This window comes from Methanomassiliicoccales archaeon (genome assembly GCA_013415865.1).
In the GTDB taxonomy this organism is placed as follows: Archaea; Thermoplasmatota; Thermoplasmata; order Methanomassiliicoccales; family UBA472; genus MVRC01.
Genome location: CP058896.1, coordinates 1,108,847 through 1,128,247, shown reverse-complemented (window position 1 = coordinate 1,128,247; position 19,401 = coordinate 1,108,847). Strand labels below are relative to the sequence as shown.

Annotated in this window: 17 protein-coding genes and 1 tRNA gene; 10 read left to right on the top strand and 8 right to left on the bottom strand. The window is 53.4% G+C overall.

The genetic code is table 11. The annotated features are described in order from the left end of the window. Positions 1-30 precede the first annotated feature (30 nt). Positions 31-1,494, bottom strand: a complete 1,464-nt coding sequence (locus tag HPY73_05500; protein ID QLH74947.1) for an MFS transporter — start codon at positions 1,492-1,494, stop codon at positions 31-33. 89 nt (positions 1,495-1,583) lie between these two features. Here HPY73_05500 and HPY73_05495 point away from each other — a divergent pair, with 89 nt between their 5' ends. The 3 genes from HPY73_05495 (at position 1,584) to HPY73_05485 (ending at position 6,374) form a co-directional block, all read left to right on the top strand. Next, entirely contained in the window at positions 1,584-2,105 is a 522-nt protein-coding gene (locus HPY73_05495) for a ferritin family protein (GenBank protein ID QLH74946.1), read from the top strand. Positions 2,106-2,297: 192 nt separating this feature from the next. Then, positions 2,298-3,506, top strand: coding sequence for a 4Fe-4S dicluster domain-containing protein (locus tag HPY73_05490; GenBank protein QLH74945.1), 1,209 nt, complete (start codon positions 2,298-2,300; stop codon positions 3,504-3,506). 126 nt (positions 3,507-3,632) lie between these two features. Next, positions 3,633-6,374 carry a DEAD/DEAH box helicase gene (locus tag HPY73_05485; protein ID QLH74944.1) on the top strand — a complete coding sequence of 914 codons (2,742 nt, stop codon included), beginning with the start codon at positions 3,633-3,635 and terminating at the stop codon, positions 6,372-6,374. A gap of 26 nt (positions 6,375-6,400) precedes the next feature. On the opposite strand, the gene HPY73_05480 is transcribed toward HPY73_05485, so the two are convergent. Genes HPY73_05480 through HPY73_05470 form a run of 3 tightly spaced genes read right to left on the bottom strand, consistent with a single transcriptional unit; the run spans position 6,401 to position 7,967 of the window. Next, positions 6,401-7,027, bottom strand: a complete 627-nt coding sequence (locus HPY73_05480; GenBank protein ID QLH74943.1) for a fumarylacetoacetate hydrolase family protein — start codon at positions 7,025-7,027, stop codon at positions 6,401-6,403. 16 nt (positions 7,028-7,043) lie between these two features. Further along, positions 7,044-7,280 carry a hypothetical protein gene (locus tag HPY73_05475; protein ID QLH74942.1) on the bottom strand — a complete coding sequence of 79 codons (237 nt, stop codon included), beginning with the start codon at positions 7,278-7,280 and terminating at the stop codon, positions 7,044-7,046. A 39-nt stretch (positions 7,281-7,319) separates the two neighbouring features. Next, positions 7,320-7,967, bottom strand: a complete 648-nt coding sequence (locus HPY73_05470; GenBank protein ID QLH74941.1) for an RlmE family RNA methyltransferase — start codon at positions 7,965-7,967, stop codon at positions 7,320-7,322. 94 nt (positions 7,968-8,061) lie between these two features. On the opposite strand from HPY73_05470, the gene HPY73_05465 reads away from it, so the two are divergent. Then, a complete protein-coding gene (locus HPY73_05465; protein QLH74940.1) occupies positions 8,062-9,087 on the top strand; it encodes a phosphoribosylformylglycinamidine cyclo-ligase in 1,026 nt (341 codons plus the stop codon). A 96-nt stretch (positions 9,088-9,183) separates the two neighbouring features. Here HPY73_05465 and HPY73_05460 read toward each other — a convergent pair whose 3' ends face one another. Further along, positions 9,184-9,747 (bottom strand): DUF531 family protein, encoded by a 564-nt coding sequence (locus HPY73_05460; GenBank protein QLH75688.1) that lies wholly within the window; start codon positions 9,745-9,747, stop codon positions 9,184-9,186. A 63-nt stretch (positions 9,748-9,810) separates the two neighbouring features. After that, a complete protein-coding gene (locus HPY73_05455) occupies positions 9,811-9,984 on the bottom strand; it encodes a hypothetical protein (protein QLH74939.1) in 174 nt (57 codons plus the stop codon). A 228-nt stretch (positions 9,985-10,212) separates the two neighbouring features. On the opposite strand from HPY73_05455, the gene HPY73_05450 reads away from it, so the two are divergent. Then, on the top strand, positions 10,213-12,117 hold the full coding sequence (locus tag HPY73_05450) for a recombinase RecA (GenBank protein ID QLH74938.1): 1,905 nt from the start codon (positions 10,213-10,215) through the stop codon (positions 12,115-12,117). Here HPY73_05450 and HPY73_05445 read toward each other — a convergent pair whose 3' ends face one another. Then, positions 12,118-12,564 (bottom strand): hypothetical protein, encoded by a 447-nt coding sequence (locus HPY73_05445; protein QLH74937.1) that lies wholly within the window; start codon positions 12,562-12,564, stop codon positions 12,118-12,120. It abuts the gene before it with no gap. A gap of 60 nt (positions 12,565-12,624) precedes the next feature. Next, a tRNA-Phe gene (locus HPY73_05440) sits at positions 12,625-12,697 on the bottom strand. A gap of 212 nt (positions 12,698-12,909) precedes the next feature. On the opposite strand from HPY73_05440, the gene HPY73_05435 reads away from it, so the two are divergent. The 5 genes from HPY73_05435 (at position 12,910) to HPY73_05415 (ending at position 19,373) form a co-directional block, all read left to right on the top strand. After that, complete coding sequence (locus HPY73_05435) at positions 12,910-13,947, top strand: hypothetical protein (GenBank protein ID QLH74936.1); 1,038 nt, start codon at positions 12,910-12,912, stop codon at positions 13,945-13,947. Positions 13,948-14,073: 126 nt separating this feature from the next. After that, positions 14,074-15,702, top strand: a complete 1,629-nt coding sequence (locus HPY73_05430) for a type II/IV secretion system ATPase subunit (GenBank protein ID QLH75687.1) — start codon at positions 14,074-14,076, stop codon at positions 15,700-15,702. Next, positions 15,699-16,754, top strand: coding sequence for a type II secretion system F family protein (locus HPY73_05425; protein ID QLH74935.1), 1,056 nt, complete (start codon positions 15,699-15,701; stop codon positions 16,752-16,754). Before HPY73_05430 ends, HPY73_05425 begins: the two co-directional genes overlap by 4 nt. A 6-nt stretch (positions 16,755-16,760) precedes the next feature. Continuing rightward, positions 16,761-17,681, top strand: coding sequence for a type II secretion system F family protein (locus tag HPY73_05420; GenBank protein ID QLH74934.1), 921 nt, complete (start codon positions 16,761-16,763; stop codon positions 17,679-17,681). 45 nt (positions 17,682-17,726) lie between these two features. Then, on the top strand, positions 17,727-19,373 hold the full coding sequence (locus HPY73_05415) for a type II/IV secretion system ATPase subunit (GenBank protein QLH75686.1): 1,647 nt from the start codon (positions 17,727-17,729) through the stop codon (positions 19,371-19,373). Positions 19,374-19,401: the final 28 nt, after the last annotated feature.

Genomic DNA, 19,401 nt, shown 5'->3' with positions numbered 1-19,401 from the left:
ATATGATTTACCTTGGCACCGACGTCATGATCAGGATGCCCTGCCCTTCACTTCATCCACCCCCAGACCAACGTTCTCTGTCCCTCCCCGCACTGAGGACACAAGTGCGCCGGTCAGGCCGATGAAGGCACAGACCAAGAACGCCGCCCTCATTCCCTCGATGAACCCCTCAAGCTCCACCGTAGAACCGATCGAACCTCTGAATACCGACGTCACGATGTCCGGCGAGGAGAAGGCGGATATGACGGCCCCCATCACCACCAGGCTGAGCGATTGTCCCACCGTCCTCATGGTGGACAAAGTTCCAGATGCCTGACCGAGCTGGTCCTTCCTAACGCTCCCCATTATAGCGCTGGTGTTCGGAGAGGCGAACATTCCCATGCCGATGCCGACGGTTATTAAAAATACGGTCACTGTCCAAATATCGCTCTGGCCATTCAAGGTGGACAACATCAACAGGCCGATGGACATCAGCAACATCCCACCCGTCGCCAACGCCCGAGAGCCCCATTTGTCCGAAAGCCACCCGCTCATGGGGGCTATGATGGCCATCGAGATGGGCATCGATAGAAGGACCGCCCCCGTTTCCACGAGCGAGGCCCCTAAGACCCTCTGCAGATAAAATGAGATTATGAAGCTCGTTCCGAAGAATGCGGTATAGTTCATCAACGCGGACAGGTTCGCCATCGCGAACAGCCTGTTCTTTGTGACGAGGGCGAAGTTCAACATCGCATTATCGCCAAGACCGACCTCGACGATACAATATGCTGTCCCTGCCAGTAGAGCGATGGAAAGACCTATCAATATGAATGGGGAGGTCCAACCGATGTCTTCGGCGAACGTCAGGGAGATGAGGAAAGAAATGAGCGCCACCGAGAACAGCGCGGCCCCTTTCACGTCGAACCGCCCTTCTATGCGCCTTGAATCGTCTTGAATGACGAGGGCGGATAAGGCCATGACCGTGATCCCTATGGGAATGTTCACAAGGAAGATCGACCTCCAGCCAAATGCGTTCGTGAGGAGGCCCCCCAAAGGTGGGCCGAACGACAGGCCGAGGTAGACGAAAAGCGCGTTGATCCCTAAGGCCTTCCCCCTTTCCTCGTTCGGGAATGTCGCAGTGATCATGGCCGGCGCAATTGCCATCATGAGGGCGCCACCGACACCCTGAACGACCCTGGAAACGATCAGCTGGGGACCGTCCATCGAGATGCTGCACGCCAACGACCCTAGCGTGAACGTTCCAAATCCAACGATGTACAACCACTTCCTCCCCCTCATGTCAGAAAGTCGGCCTGCGCTCAGAAGAAGTGACGCTATCGTGACCAGATAGGCTGTGGGAACCCATATCACGCTCGCATAGTCCATGCTCAGGCTCCTGGAGATCTCTGGGAGAGAGACACCGATTATAGATGAGTCCAGAGGGCCCATCATCGACCCGATGCATGCGATGACCAAGACCTTCCACTTATACCTCTTGTCCTTGGGCGAGGACATGCAGACCTCATCTCCTCATCCATATTTCAATCTCAGCAACAGTGAAATACCGATAGTTCACATCTGATTGTCACTGGAAGGACTAGAGCATGTCGAGAACCATCGGGTCAGGCAAGGACGAGCTTGAGGTGCTTTATGCGGCCATCGCCATAGAGGAGTTCGGGATCGAGTTCTATCATCGGTTGGAAAAATGTGTGGCCGAGGAGGGCGGGAAGGCGTTGATGAGAGGCCTTGCCAGGGACGAGGCCCATCATAGGCAGGTCATTCTAGATGAGGTGCGAAGGATAACCGGAGGCAAGGTGGAACAGAGAAGGGTCGACCTGACCGGCTACGGTATAGAGCCTTCTAAGGTCTTCATGTCTTTGCCGACCGACAGATGTCTCACCATCAAAGAGGAGATGGAGGTCTTGAAGGTCGGGATGGAGGTGGAGAGAAGGTCCATCGATATGTACGCCAGCGCGGCCAAGGACTCTATCGATGAAGAGGTGAGGGGAAGGCTCTTGCAGCTGGTGGATATTGAAAGGGGGCATTTGAGATTGCTCGAGGAGAACGAGCACATGCTCAGGATGGAAGGAAGTTGGTATGGGTACACCCCGATCTTGGAGGGTTGATAGAGAGAAGGGGCCTTGTATTTTTATTATAAATATTACATTTAAATAATAGGTCGAAACCTTTCATCTGGATGCTCATCTCTTAAGGGTGTTGATGCATTCCGTCATAGGATATTTATACTCGTTTTCCATCCATATCCCACATCCTACCGAACGGTTTCAGGTAGTGCTGAATCTCATCGAGGTAATGAAATGGTGAAGCTTCCGAAGAGCATCCAAAGGGACATGGCCGCTTGTCTTCAGTGTGGATATTGTGTCCAGGTATGTGACACGTATAAGCAATCCCCCTGGGAGTCCAATTCCCCTCGCGGAAAGGTATACTACTTGAACCAGCTGGCGAAAAGGACCGTTCTCGACCAGATGCTCGGTAGGAAGGTCGATATCGATGATGAGTTCATCAACGCCCTCTACTGGTGCACCGGTTGTGCCCGTTGCTGGACCGTATGCCATGTTAGCATCGAGTTCGCTGAGTTCTGGGAGACAGTCCGGGAATGGTGCGTGGAACAAGGAAAAGGGCCGCTACCCGCACATGTCCAGATACGTGAAAGGCTCGAGGAGCTGCGCAACCCCTACAACGAACCTATGGAGAAACGTGCTGCCTGGTGGCCAAAGGACGTGCCTAAGAGCCCAAATCCCCAATCGATCTTCTTTGCTGGATGTACTGCGTCGTACAGGATGAACGCCCCTGCGAAGGCAGGGGTCACGGTCCTGCATCGTGCTGGTGTCACCCTCAATACTTTGGGAGAGAAGGAATGGTGCTGCACATCTCCAGCCCTCCGTACCGGACAGACCAAGCTGACGGCCAAGTTCGCAGAGAACAATATTACGAAGGCGGAAAGGATGGGCGCGCAATCGATGGTCATGACCTGCGCTGGTTGTTACAAGACCACCTCTCATGATTATGGCCGTTACTATGCCAACCCGCCTTTCCCGGTCCAACACTTCACCCAGATGGCCGCGCAGTTGATCAAGGACAAGAAGTTGAAGTTCACCAAGGAGATCAAAGCGAAGGTCACATACCATGATCCTTGCCATCTTGGTCGACATGCACATGTGTTCGATGAGCCGAGGGAGTGCATCAAGGCGGTCCCTGGTATCGAGTTCATCGAGATGAAACATGTCAAGATGGATTCAAGATGCTGCGGGGCGGGCGGGGGGTTCAAGTCGGCCAACAACGATTTCGCGGTGAACATTGCAGCGGAGAGGGTCAAGGAAGCGGTCGATACCGGAGCGGAACTGCTAGTCACCTCGTGTCCGTTCTGCGTGCTGAACCTTTCACAGGGTGCCAAGAAGATCGGCGCCAACATCAAGGTCATGGACATCTCCGAGCTGCTCCTTCAGGCGACCGATCCTGTCGTCGAGGAGAAAAAGACCGAGGTCGCTACCGAGAAAAAGGCTTGACCGCATGGCCATTGGAACAAAACCACTTCCACCGTCATTATTTTCTAGACCATAATGATCAAGGACGGTCCATCGCAGGGTTTATTAGCCCCTTTGATTAACCATGCCCTTCCTAATGGAGCAGGAATGGTATTCGAGAGATTGGACCCCCGCATAAGGGCGGTATTGAAAGAGAAGAACATTCACGAGCCGACCGGCCCACAAAGGGACGCCATACCAAAGATACTGGAAGGAAGGCATGTGCTGCTCGTCGCCCCAACGGGCATCGGTAAGACGGAGGCGGCGATGCTGCCGGTCATACATAAGATGCTCACCGCACCAGGTAAAGGGATCCAATGCCTTTATATCACACCCTTAAGGGCTTTGAACCGGGACATGCTCAAGAGGCTCGAAGAGTTCGGGGATGCCCTTGACATCAACGTGGCTGTCCGCCATGGGGATACATCCCAATCAGAGAGGCAGAGACAATCAAAACAGGCCCCCGACATCCTTATCACCACGCCAGAGACCCTTCAGGTGATGTTCACCGGTAGGAACCTGAGAGCGCATCTTGCCAATGTGCGTTATGTCGTCGTCGACGAGATACATGAGCTGACGGACGATGAAAGGGGGGCACAGCTCGCCATCGCTCTAGAAAGATTGGTGGACCTGGCAGGTGAGTTCCAAAGGATCGGGCTATCGGCGACCGTGGGCAGCGTCTCGACCGTGGCCGGGTACCTTGGTGGTGCAGAACGGGAGGTCGATGTCGTCAGGGCGCAGGTCTCAAAGCAGATGAGCCTCAGCGTCCAGTGCCCGGAGGTGACCGATGCCGACAGGGACCTGGCCGGGACCTTGCAATCAGACCCTCAGCTTGTGTCGTGCATGAGAAGATGCCGTGAGATCATCGATTCTCACCGGTCCACATTGCTCTTCGTGAACACAAGGGACACCGCAGAGGCCCTGGCGGCAAGGTACCACATCTGGGACGAGGATTTCAAGGTCGGTGTCCACCACGGCTCCCTCTCCAAGGAGATCAGGATCGAGATGGAGGATGATTTCAAGGCGGAGAGGTTGAAGGGCCTCATCTGCACATCCTCCCTTGAGCTCGGGATCGACATCGGCAGCGCAGACTTCGCCATACAATACAACTCCCCCAGGCAGGTGGCGAGGCTCATCCAAAGGATGGGAAGGGCAGGGCACAGGGTCGGGGAGAGATCTGAGGGCGCGATCGTAGCATCCAATCCAGACGAGATCGCCGAGAGCCTGGTCATTGTCCGAAAGGCTTTGGCGGAAGAGCTGGAGCCGATGCGCGTCAGGGAGAACCCGATGACGGTGCTGGCAAATCAGCTGGTCGCCATGGCAATGGTCGGTCAGGTGAGGAAGCATGATGCGTTCGTGACAATAAAGAGGTCCTACCCTTTCATGAACCTCGAAAGGGAGAAGTTCGATGCGGTGCTCACCCTATTAGGGTCGATAGGGCTTCTCTTTGTCAATGAGAATGATTTCAGGCGGTCGGCAAGGGGAAGAAAATATTTCTATGACAACATCTCGATGATCCCCGATGAAAGGACCTACCTTGTCAGGGACCTGGGTACCAGGTCGGTCGTCGGGACGCTCGATGAGAGCTTCGTGGTGGCCTTCGCAGAGCCTTATGCAACGTTCATAACCAGAGGAAGGAGCTGGCGGATAATCGAGGTAAGAGAGGACGAGCTCCTCGTCGAGCAGGTCAAGGACATAGGTTCTATCCCCTCCTGGGCAGGCGAGGACATACCTGTCCCCTATAGCGTCGCACAGGAGGTGGGGAGGCTCCGCAGGGAAGGTGTCACCGAAGGATATTCTGGTGACCCACAGGCAAACGAGGCGCTGAGAAGGTATATTCAGGAGCAGGGGTCGTCTGGTCCCATCCCTACCGATAAGCTCGTTACCATCGAGATGGGAAAGAAGATGACGATAATCAACTCCTGCTTCGGGACAAAGGTCAACGAGACGATGGCCAAGATGCTCTCGACGTTATTGTCCGCAAGACTGGGAGAGAGCATCGGTGTAACCACCGACCCCTATAGGATCATCCTTGACCTGCCAAGGGACGTCAGCCCCGAGGTGTTGATCGATACGGTCCGCTCCATAAGGCCAAGCACCGTGGAGTCCCTTATAAGGATGGTCATAAAGAACTCCAGCCATCTCAGGTGGCGTTTCGTGTATGTCGCAAAGAAGTTCGGGGCGGTCGAGAAGGATGCCGATTACAGGAACATCAACTTCACCAGGCTCGTTGAGGCCTACGACGGGACGCCCCTTTTCGATGAGGCGGTCGATAAGGTGTTATGGGAGGACATGGACATGGACTCCACCGTCGATGTCGTCAACAGGATATGGACTGGAGACCTCGAGATCAAGGTATGCGGTCTTACCCCGATGGGAAGGGCGGGCCTGCAGCACTCCAAGGAGCTGATCACCCCCCAGAGGGCGGACCGCTCCATTCTGATGGCATTGAAGAAGAGATTGGAGGATGAGCTCATGTACATGTCCTGTCTAAATTGTGGCCATCAGTTCCGGTTAAGGCCTAAGGAGGCGCCCAAACGTATCCTCTGCCAGAACTGTGGGGGGACGATGATAGCTGCGCTCAGCTCCTACAATAAGGACAATATCAGACTTATCAGGAAAAAGGAGCCGACGGATGAGGAGAAGAAGGAGATCGCCCGGCTTTACAAGAGCGCCTCCCTTGTATCCTCAAAGGGTAAGAAGGCGATGATGGCCTTGGCCGGCAGGGGTGTGGGCCCTGACACGGCAGCTAGGGTGTTGGGCTCCTTTCACAAGGACGAGGACGACCTCCTGAGGGACATACTTGCAGCGGAGATCAATTATGCCAAGACCAAGAGGTTCTGGGATTGAACTGACCTATGGACAGGGCCCAACATTCAGCCTTCCAATACTGGGTTCGTGACCTTCCCTACGCCCTCTATCGATGCCTCGACGATATCGCCTGGGAGTATGGGGCCAACACCGCTCGGCGTTCCCGTGGCGATGATGTCCCCGACCTCGAGCGTCATATACCTTGTTATGAACTCGATCAATACCTCAGGAGGGAATATCATCTGGTCGGTCCGACCGTCCTGTCTCATCTCTTTGTTGACGACCAATCTTGGCCTTAGATGATGGATGTCAGGCACTGAGGAGAGCAGCACCGGCCTTGACATGGGGGCAAAGGTGTCGATCCCCTTGCTGAGGGCCCATGGGAGCCCGGCCTTGCGATAGGCTGTCTGGACGTCCCTTGCGGTCACATCGTTGAACACGGCAACATGAGATATGTGTGATAGGGCCTCCTCTCTCGGGATGTTCTTCCCCGCCTTGCCAACGATAAGGGCGAGCTCGACCTCATGGTCCACCCTGCCTATCCCCTTTGGTATGATTATGGGCTCCCCGTCCCCTATCAATGCGGTGGATGGCTTTAGGAAGATGACCGGTTCCGAGGGTTCCTCTCCCTTGAGCTCCTTGATGTGCTCCCTATAGTTCTGCCCAACGCAGACGATCTTTCCAAACCTCATCGAGGCCCACCCTCGGTCATTCGCCGCTGTCACCGACCGTCTCCAAGGTAAATATGACGCCCATTCCTTTCAAGGTGACCTGGACCTTATCAGCGAGATAGATGGCGTCCTCGGTCGTGGCATTCTTGTCCCACCTGTATATTCCGTCGTAGTTGCCTTTCGTGGCCTCGAAACCGAGATTGCGGAGCGCCTCGAAAACCAGAGACGGGCGCCTACCTTCCGAGCTGAACATTATGCGGATGTAGGTGATCATGCACCTAAAAACAAGGACATTGCATAAATAAATTCTGAATCAGGCCGATGGGCTCAGAGCGGGCTGAGATCTACCATCGCTCCAATGGAACCCTTTGGCTATGATGTATATCTCAGAGCTGCTGGACCTTGAGGCCTTGGGCCCGAAGAGCTTCACGCTCTCGAAGTTTTCCCTGACCTCCTTGAGGAAGTCGTTCATCATATCGCCCTCGAATATCTTCATGACGAGGGCACCTCCGGGCACCAGTGTCTTCCTCGCGAAGGCCAACGCATGTTCGCAGAGCTCTATCGACCTTGCATGGTCCATGGAGTAATGACCGGATATGTTCGGGCTCATGTCGGAGAGAACTACATCGGCGTTTCCACCGATCATGTATAGCACCTTCTCGACGGTCTCCTGCTTCCTGATGTCACCTCTTATGGTCTCGACCAGGGCGCCCTCGATGGGGTCGATGGGCTGAAGGTCCACCCCGATGACCCTGCCCCTTTCACCGACACGTTCCGCTGCCACCTGAAGCCAACCACCTGGTGCGGCGCCTAGGTCCACAACGATCGACCCCTCCCTCAGGATATGGAACTTATCGTCTATCTGGATCAGTTTGAAAGATGCCCTGCTGCGATAGTCCAGCTCTTTTGCCTTGCGATAGTAGTGGTCTCTTCGCCGGGCCTGCAACCAGTTCTTCGACATGCGCGCGAACCATGCCTTTCCCGGATAAAACCCTTATGTTCGCGATGGTGACGAAGGTATTTTAGAACCCATCAGGATACGAGAGGTGAGTTACATGACCCAGGGATCTTGGACCTATGCAAAGGCGGGAGTGGACATAGATCAAAAATCAAAGGCCATCGGGGCTCTGGTGGACCGCCTCAGATATCGCAGGGTCGGAAAAGGCAGGGTGATCGACATCAAAGGACAGTTCACCAGCCTGATCGATTTCGAGGGTTGGGTCCTGACATTGTGCACTGACGGGGTCGGCACGAAATTGCTCATCGCCGAGGCGTTGGACAAGTGGGACACGATAGGCATCGATTGCATGGCCATGAACGTCAATGATACCATATGCGTCGGCTCTGAGCCGATGGCGTTCGTGGATTATATCGCTATGGACAGGCCTGACCCGAGAATAACCGAACAGATAGGGATAGGGCTCGACAAGGCATCGGAGATGGCGAACGTCGACCTGGTGGGAGGAGAGATAGCCGTCCTCCCCGAGATGGTCAATGGGGTCGACCTTTCAGGCACCTGCCTTGGGTTCCTCCGCAAAGAACAGATGGTGACGGGCGCCGAGGTCCGCGTGGGCGATGCCATCATAGGCCTGAGGAGCAGTGGGGTCCATTCCAACGGCCTCACCCTGGCAAGGAGGATCCTTGAGGATGCTCAGATAGACCTCGGCACGAAGTTCGAGGGCCTTGGAAAGACCATCGGCATGGAGCTCCTAACCCCTACTGAGATATATGTCAGGAAGGTCCTGAGGATGCTGGAAAAGGTGAAGCCGACAGGCATGGTGGATGTGACAGGGGGAGGCCTGAAGAACTTCGTCAGGCTGAAGAAGGGCGTCCTGTTCGACATCGACCGACCTATCGAGCCGCATCCGATATTTGATATCCTCCAAGAGACGGGCGAGGTCTCAGACGAGGAGATGTACAAGACGTTCAACATGGGAATGGGGTTCGGCATCGTCCTCCGTCAAGAGGACGTGAAAGAGGCCTTGGGCCTTCTTGGCGAAGGTGCCAGGGTCGTAGGGGAGGTCAAGGAAGGGGATGGTGCCGGTATAAGCCCGTTGGAAATTCTTTATGAGGGGTATTGAGACCGGGGTCGCTGGACCCGATGATAATAAAGGGACGGGTGACCGCCCATGCGGTCCTCTGAACGGGGTCTTCCCATTATAAACGCAGTAATGACGCTATTGGACCCTTGCGTCTCTGACCTTATGGGCCAGCACCGCGACCACGGCCCCAAGGGCCGTGCAGGTCTCAAGGGACATCTCGTCGAAGGTTATGTCCAAGTGGTTCCTTGCCATGTTATGGACCTCTTTCGGCACCCCTTTCGGGCCCGCACCGAAGACGAGACAGATCGACCTCCCTGAGAGCAGCACCTCGACCGCCCAGTCAACGCTCCTCTTTTTGGATGGGTCGGGATTGCATGTCGTAAGCACGACCTCTCCAAGCTGCGGAGGGAAACCCTTCTCAGGATAAGGGAAGGTCTGGAACCTGCCCTTTGCGGTCAGTTCTTTCAGATAGCTGCCATCCTCCCCTATGGAGGTCGTGGTGGAGATCCATTCCGCGATCTCGTTCGGGGTTGTGAGCTCCTGGGGGAATGGGAAGCCAAAGGTCGCAAGGTTGCAATCGAAGGCCAGGGCGAGGGGTCCTGCTCTGGCCAGTATCCTCCTGTGGGCCTCCCTGAAAATGTTGGAATCATAGGAGTTGAATATCGCTACGGTGGCCCTCCCAAGCCTTGTCTTGTGCATCATATGATGACGCTGAGGAAAGGGACCCTATTTCTGATTATCGCGGGCGGTCCTCACTAGAGGTCATTTTTTCAATGGGACCTTCCTAGGTCTGCTGCATATCGCATAGTCGTCCCCATCAAAGAAAACATCAAGGTCAGGATGCTGGGCCTGGATCTCCTCTATCTTCTTTAGAACCTCACGTAGGGTGAAGTCGCTGTTGCGGTCCAACCTCACATGCACCTTCTTCTCCATCATAAGCCCTGGCCAACGACTGAACTCTTCTATGATACGTCGTCGATATATATTATTTGTTTGGCGGCATGACATGCTCACGGGGCCAGACAGCCCATCGCCAAGGAGCGCCATGGCCGTGACGCTCCCATGTTCATAGCATACATACATATTTATGCTGGTTGCCCGATAAAGATGTATAGTGCAGTTGATACTATAAGAGACCGATCATGTTCTGCTGAGGGAAAGAAATTGAAGAATGAAACCAGGGGGGGTTGTGTCACGGCCTCGGATGCAGAGAACGAAGTCGAGGCCAATGCCCCGGTCATCAAGGATGAGGAGATCATCGATGGCCTCAAGAAATGGTTGGACCGCAAGGACATCACCTTTCTCGAGTGGTTGAGGGAAGACCCTGCCTGGAGAACAATGGAATGCCCTCCATCCGAGGAGACCGACCGTATCAAGGGAGAGCTAGAACGATATAAGGTCGATATTGCCAAATTGAGGAAGAGGCTCGCTCCAGATCAACCAGAGACGGACCAGGGCTTTTCAAGCATCATAGAGCTTTTAGAAAGGGCCGTAAAGGTCATTGATGAAAATGCAGCGCTAAAGACAGAGGTCGAACGGCTCGAGGGGCTCGTCGAAAATATGAAAATGGACTTCCAGAGGTCGCTCGAAAAGGTCCCTGATGAGAAGAGCGCTCTGATAATGAAGGAGATAGAGCTCAAGGAGCTTGAGTCGAGGCTGAAGGCCAAGGCCGCTGAGCTCGAGATGACCGGGCCGTTGAGAGATGCCAAGGCCCCCAAGGACATAGAGCGCGAGATCTTTGAGCGATACACGAGGGAAATGCAGACGAAGGAGGAGAAGTGGCGCCAGAGAGAGCAGGAACTAAGGGCGAACGTCGAGCGCCTTGAAAAAGACCTGGCCAAGGCCCTTGTCGACCTCAAGGTCAAGGAGGAGCAGCTGAAGCTAGGCAATCTGAGCTCGGGCAACGCGGTGGCGGAGATAGATAAAAAACTGATGGAGCTGCAATCAAAGGAGAAGGAGTCCCTCCTCATGAAGGTCCAGCTCGAGAACCTTAAGGCCGAGATGATCGTCAGGGAGGAGGAGGTGAACCGTCTCCGTGAGGCAATAAACAAGAAAGAAGAGGAGATGGCCAGGCGCGAAGAGGAGATCCAATATAAAGAAAAGGTCATCGCTGCCGAGAGATTGAAGCTCGAGGAGGCCAAGAAAGAGGTGCTTGGCATAAGCCAGGTGGAGCTCAAGAAGAAGCTTGAGGACCTTGGCAACGAGATCAAGGCGAAAGAGGAGGAGCTTCGGAACAAAGAGAAATGGCTGGCGGCCAAGGCAGAAGAGATCAGGCAGCGCGAGGCAGGTATAATCGAGGATGACCTGAAGGCAAGACAAAAGGAGCTGGTGGTGGAGCTCCAGCAGGCAAAGGCAAAGACCGGGAACAACCGCCTGGATGACCTGTTGTATGGAGGTATTCCTTTAGGGTCCAACATCATGGTCCACGGTCCGCCGTTCCAAGGAAAAGAGACGATGGTGAACGTCTTCATGGCAGACGGGCTGAAGAAGGGGGTCCCGGTCCTTTGGGTCATCACGGACAAGACCCCCAAGGACATCCGTGATGAGATGAGATATGTCATCTCAGGTTACGAGGAGTATGAGGCCAGGGGGCTCGTGAAGTACATTGATTGTTACTCGAGGAGCATGGGCGACGAGACCCAGGACCCATATACGATATATGTGGAGGAGCCGACCGACCACGACAAGATATCTGAGATGGTGGAGGTGGTATGCAAGGAGTTCAAGGAGAGGGCCAAGTACTATCGGATGGCCTTCCGTTCTGTCTCCACATTGATCGCCTATTCAGACCCCTCGGCCGCGTTCAAGTTCCTGAGCCCGTTGTGCGGGAGGAGAAAAAGAGACCAGGCTGTCTCGATGTACCTTGTCGAAAAAGGAATGCACGGTGAACAGGAGATCCAGATGCTCGGGTCGATCATGGACGGCATGTTCGACTTCAAGGTGGAGCAGATGAAGACCTATTTCTCTGTGCAGGGCATCGCGGATGTCCAATCCAGGGCCTATATACGTTACACGGCGACAAAGCACAGTCTCAACATAGGCTCCTTTGCGCTCGACCACATACGCTGATCAGGCGACCTCGACGTTGCTGGAGGGGCGGGGTTCTCCTTTTTTCTGTATGTTGATGCGCGGTAATGGGAAAGGTGGAGGCAGCTTCACATCTCTGGCAACGAGGAGGGCGGTCGGAAGGCAGTTGCTCACGATGGTGTTATGGACGATGTTGGCATCCTCAGGGTTCATATTTCCGTCCTTGCTCCATTCCGAGATCATGACGTCCACATCCCCCTGAACGGTCATCTGGCCTTCTATCTTTATGAACCCGAGCCCTACATAGTTGGCGGTGAACCTGAAATCTATCGAGGCGATGTCGTTAGAAGATTTGACTATCTGGATGATGCTGCTGTTCTGGTCGATGCGAATATTTGCCATTCGCTCTCCGGTCTTTGAGAAGCGTTTCGCCTCTATGCCGTTCGTCTCGAAGGATCTGATATGCATGCCAACCCGCCTCTGTTCCACCTAATGTCTTATCAGGTATTTATGGAGACAAGTGAACAGAGTAGAAAAATGGCAAAAAGGTGCCGCAGACCGGACTTGAACCGGCGACTTCAAGATCTTCAGTCTTGCACTCTCCCAGCTGAGTTACTGCGGCGTGTAGGGAGAGTGAAAGGTACACGCATTGATAAACGTTTTCACAGAAGGGGCGTCGCGTTCTTTATTCATTTCTGCAATAAATACTCCTATTCTCTACGATGCTGCAATGACCGTCTGGGCATATTATTTTCTATTGTTTATTATAAAAAGATTAAATTCGATATGTTTAAATATCGCACGAGTTCTATTTAACGGTCTGGAGAATAGAGCATGCGCTGTCGGGGTTCGGATAGATTGAGGTCCACCTATCCCAGTAAGAGCAGGTTTATAAGGAAGGACAAGGAGGGTGTAGCCTCGGTCGTCGGTACGATCATGGCGCTTCTGATCTTCCTGACGCTATTGACCCTGTTCGTAAACACATGGATGCCTGTCACCTTGAAAGAGCATGAACGGACCCATATGGATTCCGTGATGAATGAGTTTGGGTATATGAAAGGAAGCCTTGACAACATGGTGATCTACACTCGTCTGTCTGGACAGCCTTCCCTTCCTGTATACCAAAGCATCGACCTAGGATCAGAGGGCATCCCTGCATTTGCATCTCCGACAGCAGGTCTGTTGACTATCACCCCGGTTGGTGGGTCGACCTCAATGAGCCGGTTGACAGTTACCGTCGGCGGGGTCTCTGTGTCCCCTTCGCCTGGGGGGGGCTCTATCGAGTTCTATGCGCCCAATAGATATTATGTCCAGCAATGGATAGCCTATGAGAACGGAGCGATCATACTAAAGCAGGATGATGGTCAGATCGCAAGGTCGAAGCCAGGCATAATATTCCTCCTCGACTCCAATTCACCAAGTGGACCGGTTTTGAACACGGTCTTCTATCAGACCTCATTGATCGGGAAAGCGTCATCGAACTCAGGGACGGGGTCGATCGGGATCAATCTAGAAGTGGTCACTGTGATGGAGTCAAACTATAGGCCAGACGTTGATTCCAACATAGTATTCGATTTCACGACCAAATATGGGGAGGCTTACTATAATTATCTGGTAGAGACCCTTACGGGCATAGCGGGGATGCCGTTACTGGGTTCAGAGGCCAATAGAAAAGTGACGATCAATCCAGACCATTATTATTATCAAAACCAGGCCCCGGGAAATTTGGACCCTACGAAGCTGTTTTGGAAGGTTGAATTGAATAAGAACCCGACGACAGGGATATACACAGTATCATTGACCATCAAAAACGTTGGGATCAGTAATGTGGCTTACTACCATTCTTTCGTGAACTATGAGGTCACCAAGTGAAGAGACTGTACAAAGGTTGTGAAGATGGAAGCTAGTGAAGTAGACAAGGGTGGCCGAGGCGGCGATGAAGGATCTAAAGAAAAAAGAGGCCGGGGTCTGTTGGGGCGAAAGAAGGCCAGGAAGGTCATGGTGCCGGCAGGCTTGTCCGAAGCCCAGACCGAAGTAAACCTCGGGGAGGAGAAGGTAGAACAGAAATTGGGTTCCAAGATAACGGAGATACCACCTTTGGCCAGCCCGGCCATGGAGGTGGAGGAGTTCTATCCGGTCCTACCGGATTATAGTTATGTCAGGATCACTTACAACAACGATACGAGCGAGCACCTCTATGAGGTCATCGAACCTCGGCTCGACATAAGGGAGATGGGGCTTCTGGGCCTGATAAAGGACACCTTGCAGAAGACCCTTGGGTATGAATGGGAGAAGCTGACCGTCATGGACAAGAAGGAATATCTCGGTCACGCGATCGATAGCTACCTTGAGTCCAGAGGCGTGAGGGTCTCTGATCTGTCGAAGAAAAGGATAGAATACTACATCATCAGAGATTTTGTTGGACACTCGGTCATCGATGTAATGATGAAGGATGATGACATTGAGGACATCTCCTGCGATGGTGTAGGGATACCTATATTCGTCTCCCATAGGAAGTTCGAGAGCATAAAGACGAACCTGGTCTTCACTAACGAGGACGATCTGAACTCATTCGTCGTGGCCCTAGCACAAAGGGGGGGCAAACAGATCTCCGTCTCCAGCCCTATCCTTGATGGTACCACCGCAGAAGGTCACCGTGTCAACGCGACCTATTCCAGGGAGGTGTCCACAAGAGGTTCGACCTTCACGATAAGGCGTTTCAAGGACCGCCCTTTCACCCCGGTAGACCTTCTGAAATACAAGACCGTCAACCCTGAGATGATGGCCTATCTTTGGCTGGGGGTCGAGAACGGCGAGTCGATGATATTGTGCGGGGGGACGGCATCTGGTAAGACCTCCGCATTGAACTCCATCACTCTTTTCATCCCGCCAGGGGCCAAGATCGTCAGCATTGAGGACACAAGGGAGATCAACCTGCCACATGAGAACTGGATACCAGGGACCACCAGGACGGGGGTCGGAGAGAAGGGGCCTGATGGTAAGGCCGCCGGCGAGATCGACATGTATGACCTGGTCAGGGCATCTTTGAGGCAGAGACCGAACTACATCATCGTGGGGGAGGTCAGGGGTAAGGAGACGTACATCATGTTCCAAGCGATGGCGACGGGGCACTCCACCTATTCGACGATGCATGCCGACTCGGTCAAGTCGATGGTTAACCGTCTCGAGAACCCTCCGATCAACTGTCCGAGGATACTGCTAACCGCCCTTAGGAATGTGCTGATCCAGGCACAGGTGAGGGTCGGCTCGGACTACGTCAGGAGGATGAAGCAGGTCATCGAGATAGTAGGTTTCGAGCCTGAGACGAACGAGCTCATCACGAACACCGTCTACGAATGGGACCAGGCCACAGACCGTTTCATCTATAAGGGCCATAGTTTCCTCTTTGACAAGATAATGGAGATGAAGTCGCTGACCCAGGAGGAGATGATGGAGGAGTTCCATCGCCGCATAGAGATCATCAATTACATGGTCGCGAAGAACATGACGGACCATCGCAAGATCTGGGCCGTCACCCAGGCATATTACAAGGAGCCTCAGAAGACGCTTCTGCGCATCAGAAAGGAGATGGAAGAGATGGAAGCAGCAAAGAGAGCAGGGGGTTGAGAGAGATGTGTCCTGAGGCATCATCAGATATATTCACGCGCCTGGAATCATCAAAGAAACAATACCTCCGTACCAAGGACATCCGCTCGAAGATAGACGAGACCGGGCCAAGAATGGTAAAGCTGCCGAAGGGCGCCATACCAGATTATGTAAAGCTCTCTCCTTATCAAAAGCTCTGCTGGAAGGTCTTGGGGCCCCTCGTCACACGTACGATGCGGCCCAATGCCAAGTTGGAGCTTTCGCTCCAACAGGCGCATATGAGGTTGAGGGTAGAGGAGTTCCTGGCATATGTTTACATGACGACGGTCCTCGTGGCGATAGTCTCCATCACTGCAGGATTGTTGTTCGGGGCCGCCTTGATTGCTCTCTTGAATGTGGCCGGCGGTCTTGTCTTGATATTCACATTGATGGTCATAGTGCTGCCTCCATTGCTCACCTGGGCGGTCATGATGTCTTTGCCAGGATCCAAAGCAAAGACCCGGAAACGGGATATTGACAAGAGGATCGGTGCCGCCATGAGCTTCATCTCGGCGATGGCCTCTGCGGATGTCAACATCGACGTGATTTTCAAGGAGCTGGCTCGACAGCCGATCTATGGCGAGATAAAGACCGAGGCGGAATGGATCACCAGGGACACGGAGCTGCTGGGAGTGGATATCCTGACGGCGATAAGCAAGGCCGCCCAGCGTACCCCATCTTCAAAGTTCCAAGAGTTCTTACAGGGTGTCGTCACCACGGCGACCTCTGGAGGGCAGCTGAAGCCATACTTCCTGCAGAAGGCAGAGCAGTTCGAGAAGGAGGCAAAGCTCGACATGAGGAAACAGCTTGAGACGTTAGGTCTTATGGCTGAGACCTTTGTGACCGTGGTCGTCGCGTTCCCTCTGTTCTTGGTGGTCATAATGGCGATCATGGCCATTGTCCCTGGGAACTCGGGGAGCAGTGCGGACAGCACCGTCCTGCTGCTCTATATGGTCGTGGGACTGATGATACCGTTCTCTCAGTTCGGTTTTATTTTCTTCATCTGGAACACCACCAAGGAGTCCACCATGTGAGGTGAGATGATGGCAAAAAAGAAAGATAAACAAGAGGTCGTGGATGTCGAACAGCTTTTTATTAAGCAGAAGGACATCTCAAAGACGCTCCTCATCATTGGTGGGATAGGTCTTGCCGCCTTCTGCGTCCTCGCAGCATTGCTGGCGTTCGAGAGGATAGACCTAGGGGAAAGGATAAAGTGGATCCATCTCGTAATGATCGGGCTCATGATCTTCTCAGGCCCGTATGGGTTCTATGCTGGTTGGAAGATAAAGAAGATAAGGGACATCGAGAACAGGCTCCCCGATTTCCTCAGAGATGTAGCGGAGGGCGGACGATTCGGAATGACGCTGGCGCAGGCCATCAAGGTCTCCTCCCGGGGGATATATGGTAGTCTCACCCCAGAGATCCAGAGGATGGCCGCGCAGATCGATTGGGGTGTCCCGGCCTCGGAGGCCTTAAGATTGTTCTCTGAGAGGGTCAACACCCCCCTGACAAAGAGGATGGTGTCCATCATCATTAAGGCGAACGACGCCGGTGGAAGCGTTTCAGATGTCCTCAACATGGTCGCTCATGACGCCAGGGAGAATATTATCAACGCCAATGACCGCCGCCTGACAATGTCCACTTATACTGTGGTGATCTACGTCGCTTTCGGGGTGTTCCTTGCAACGATATTCATCCTGAACACCACCTTCCTTCCGAACATGGAGACCGCGGGCAGGGATGTGGCGGAGGGGGCCGAGCAGGCGGGCATCACCAGTCTGCCGAACAGCATTCAGACCGATGTCATCCCACAGGTGCAGCTGATATTCATCATCTCTGTGGCCATCCATGCGTTCGGGGATGGTATACTGGCCGGGGTCTTGCAGGATGGGGTGATAGCGAACGGTCTTAGACATTCGTTCATCATGTTGCTGATCGGACTTATAGGTACATTGATCTGAGGTGAAGAGATGGAAGCTGAAAAGGAGATAACGCCGGAAGAGCTGATGGGGCCGAAAGAAGAGAATCCCAGGTCCGGTCTAAAGGAGTCTTATATCAATCTTCTCTACCGCCTAAGGTCAAAACCTATGAAGGTCATGATCAGCGAGGACAGCCTGACCGACCCTTCAAAATCCACGATCACGGAGATCCCGAAAATAACTGAGCCAAATGTTGATGAGGTCGAGGTCAACACAATTGTAAAACCGGCGGCCTTCGTAAGGATCAAGTTCGACAACACCTCATCAGAGTATATCTATGAGGTCATAGAGCCTCAGCTGACGCCTGATGAGAAAGACCTCCTGGATATATTGAAGGAGTCCTTGACGATCACCCTTAACCTCACAGATGAGAAGAGGCCTGAGGAAAGGGGCCTCTTGGTGAAGAAAGGCATGGAGGAGCTCCTCAAGACATTTAATGTCACGCTCAACCCGGTCTCCAAGGAGCGCATATTGTACTATCTCAAGCGAGATTTCGTTGGGTACGGCGTCATAGATGTGATGATGATAGACCCGAATGTTGAGGACGTATCTTGCGATGGGGTGAACATCCCCTTATACATCTTCCATAGGAAATACGGTTCTATAAAGTCCAATGTAAAGTTCTATACGGACAGGGAGCTCGATGCTTTCGTGGTCTGGATGGCCCAGCGCTGTGGGAAGCATATCTCTGTGGCCGACCCCTTGCTAGATGCGACGATCCCAGATGGCTCGCGTTTAAATGCCAGCTTGGGCAAACATGTGACCAAAAGAGGTTCCTCCTTCACAATAAGACGGTTCAAGGAGAACCCTTTCACTCCGTTGGACCTGATCAAGTTCAAGACAATGAGCACAGAGATGATGGCATATCTCTGGATCGCCACCGAGTTCGGCTCGTCGATGCTTGTCTGCGGGGGTACCGCTTCAGGCAAGACAACGACGCTCAATGCGGTACTTCTGTTCATACCCCCGCAGAAGAAGATCATCTCCATAGAGGATACGAGGGAACTGAACCTTCCTCATGAGAACTGGATACCAGGTCTTACAAGGGAAGGGTTCGGAGGAAAGAAATCAGGTTCGGTCGGACAGGTCGACATGTTCGATCTGTTGACCGCTGCCTTGAGACAGAGGCCTGACTACCTGATGGTCGGTGAGGTGAGGGGCAAGGAGGCCTATGTCGTATTCCAGGCCATGGCCACAGGAAAGACATCATACTCAACATTCCACGCCGAGGACGTTCAGGCGATGGTCCATCGTATGGAGAACGACCCGATCAATCTGCCAAGGGCCCTGATAACAGCTCTCGACATCGTCCTCCTACAGGCACAGGTCAAGGTCGGCACGAAGATGACCAGACGTGTGAAATCGATCACTGAGATCGTAGGGATGGACCCTGAGACAGGTGAGCTGATCACAAACTCGGTGTTCACCTGGAATCCGGCCGACGACTCTTTCAATTATAGCGGTCATAGCTACATCTTTGAGAAGGTGAGGGCCATCAAGTCGTGGTCCCCGAGAGAGATGGAGAGAGAGCTCCAAAGGCGCGTTGAGATATTGGAGTATATGAGGAAGCTAGGGGTGAACAATTACAAACAGGTCGCAAAGGTCATATCGGCCTATTATCGCAACCCCGAAAGAGTGATGAAAGAGGTAAGGGAAAAGACCCTTCAGCTCTGACCTTTAAACGATTTTCTTCAATTATTTT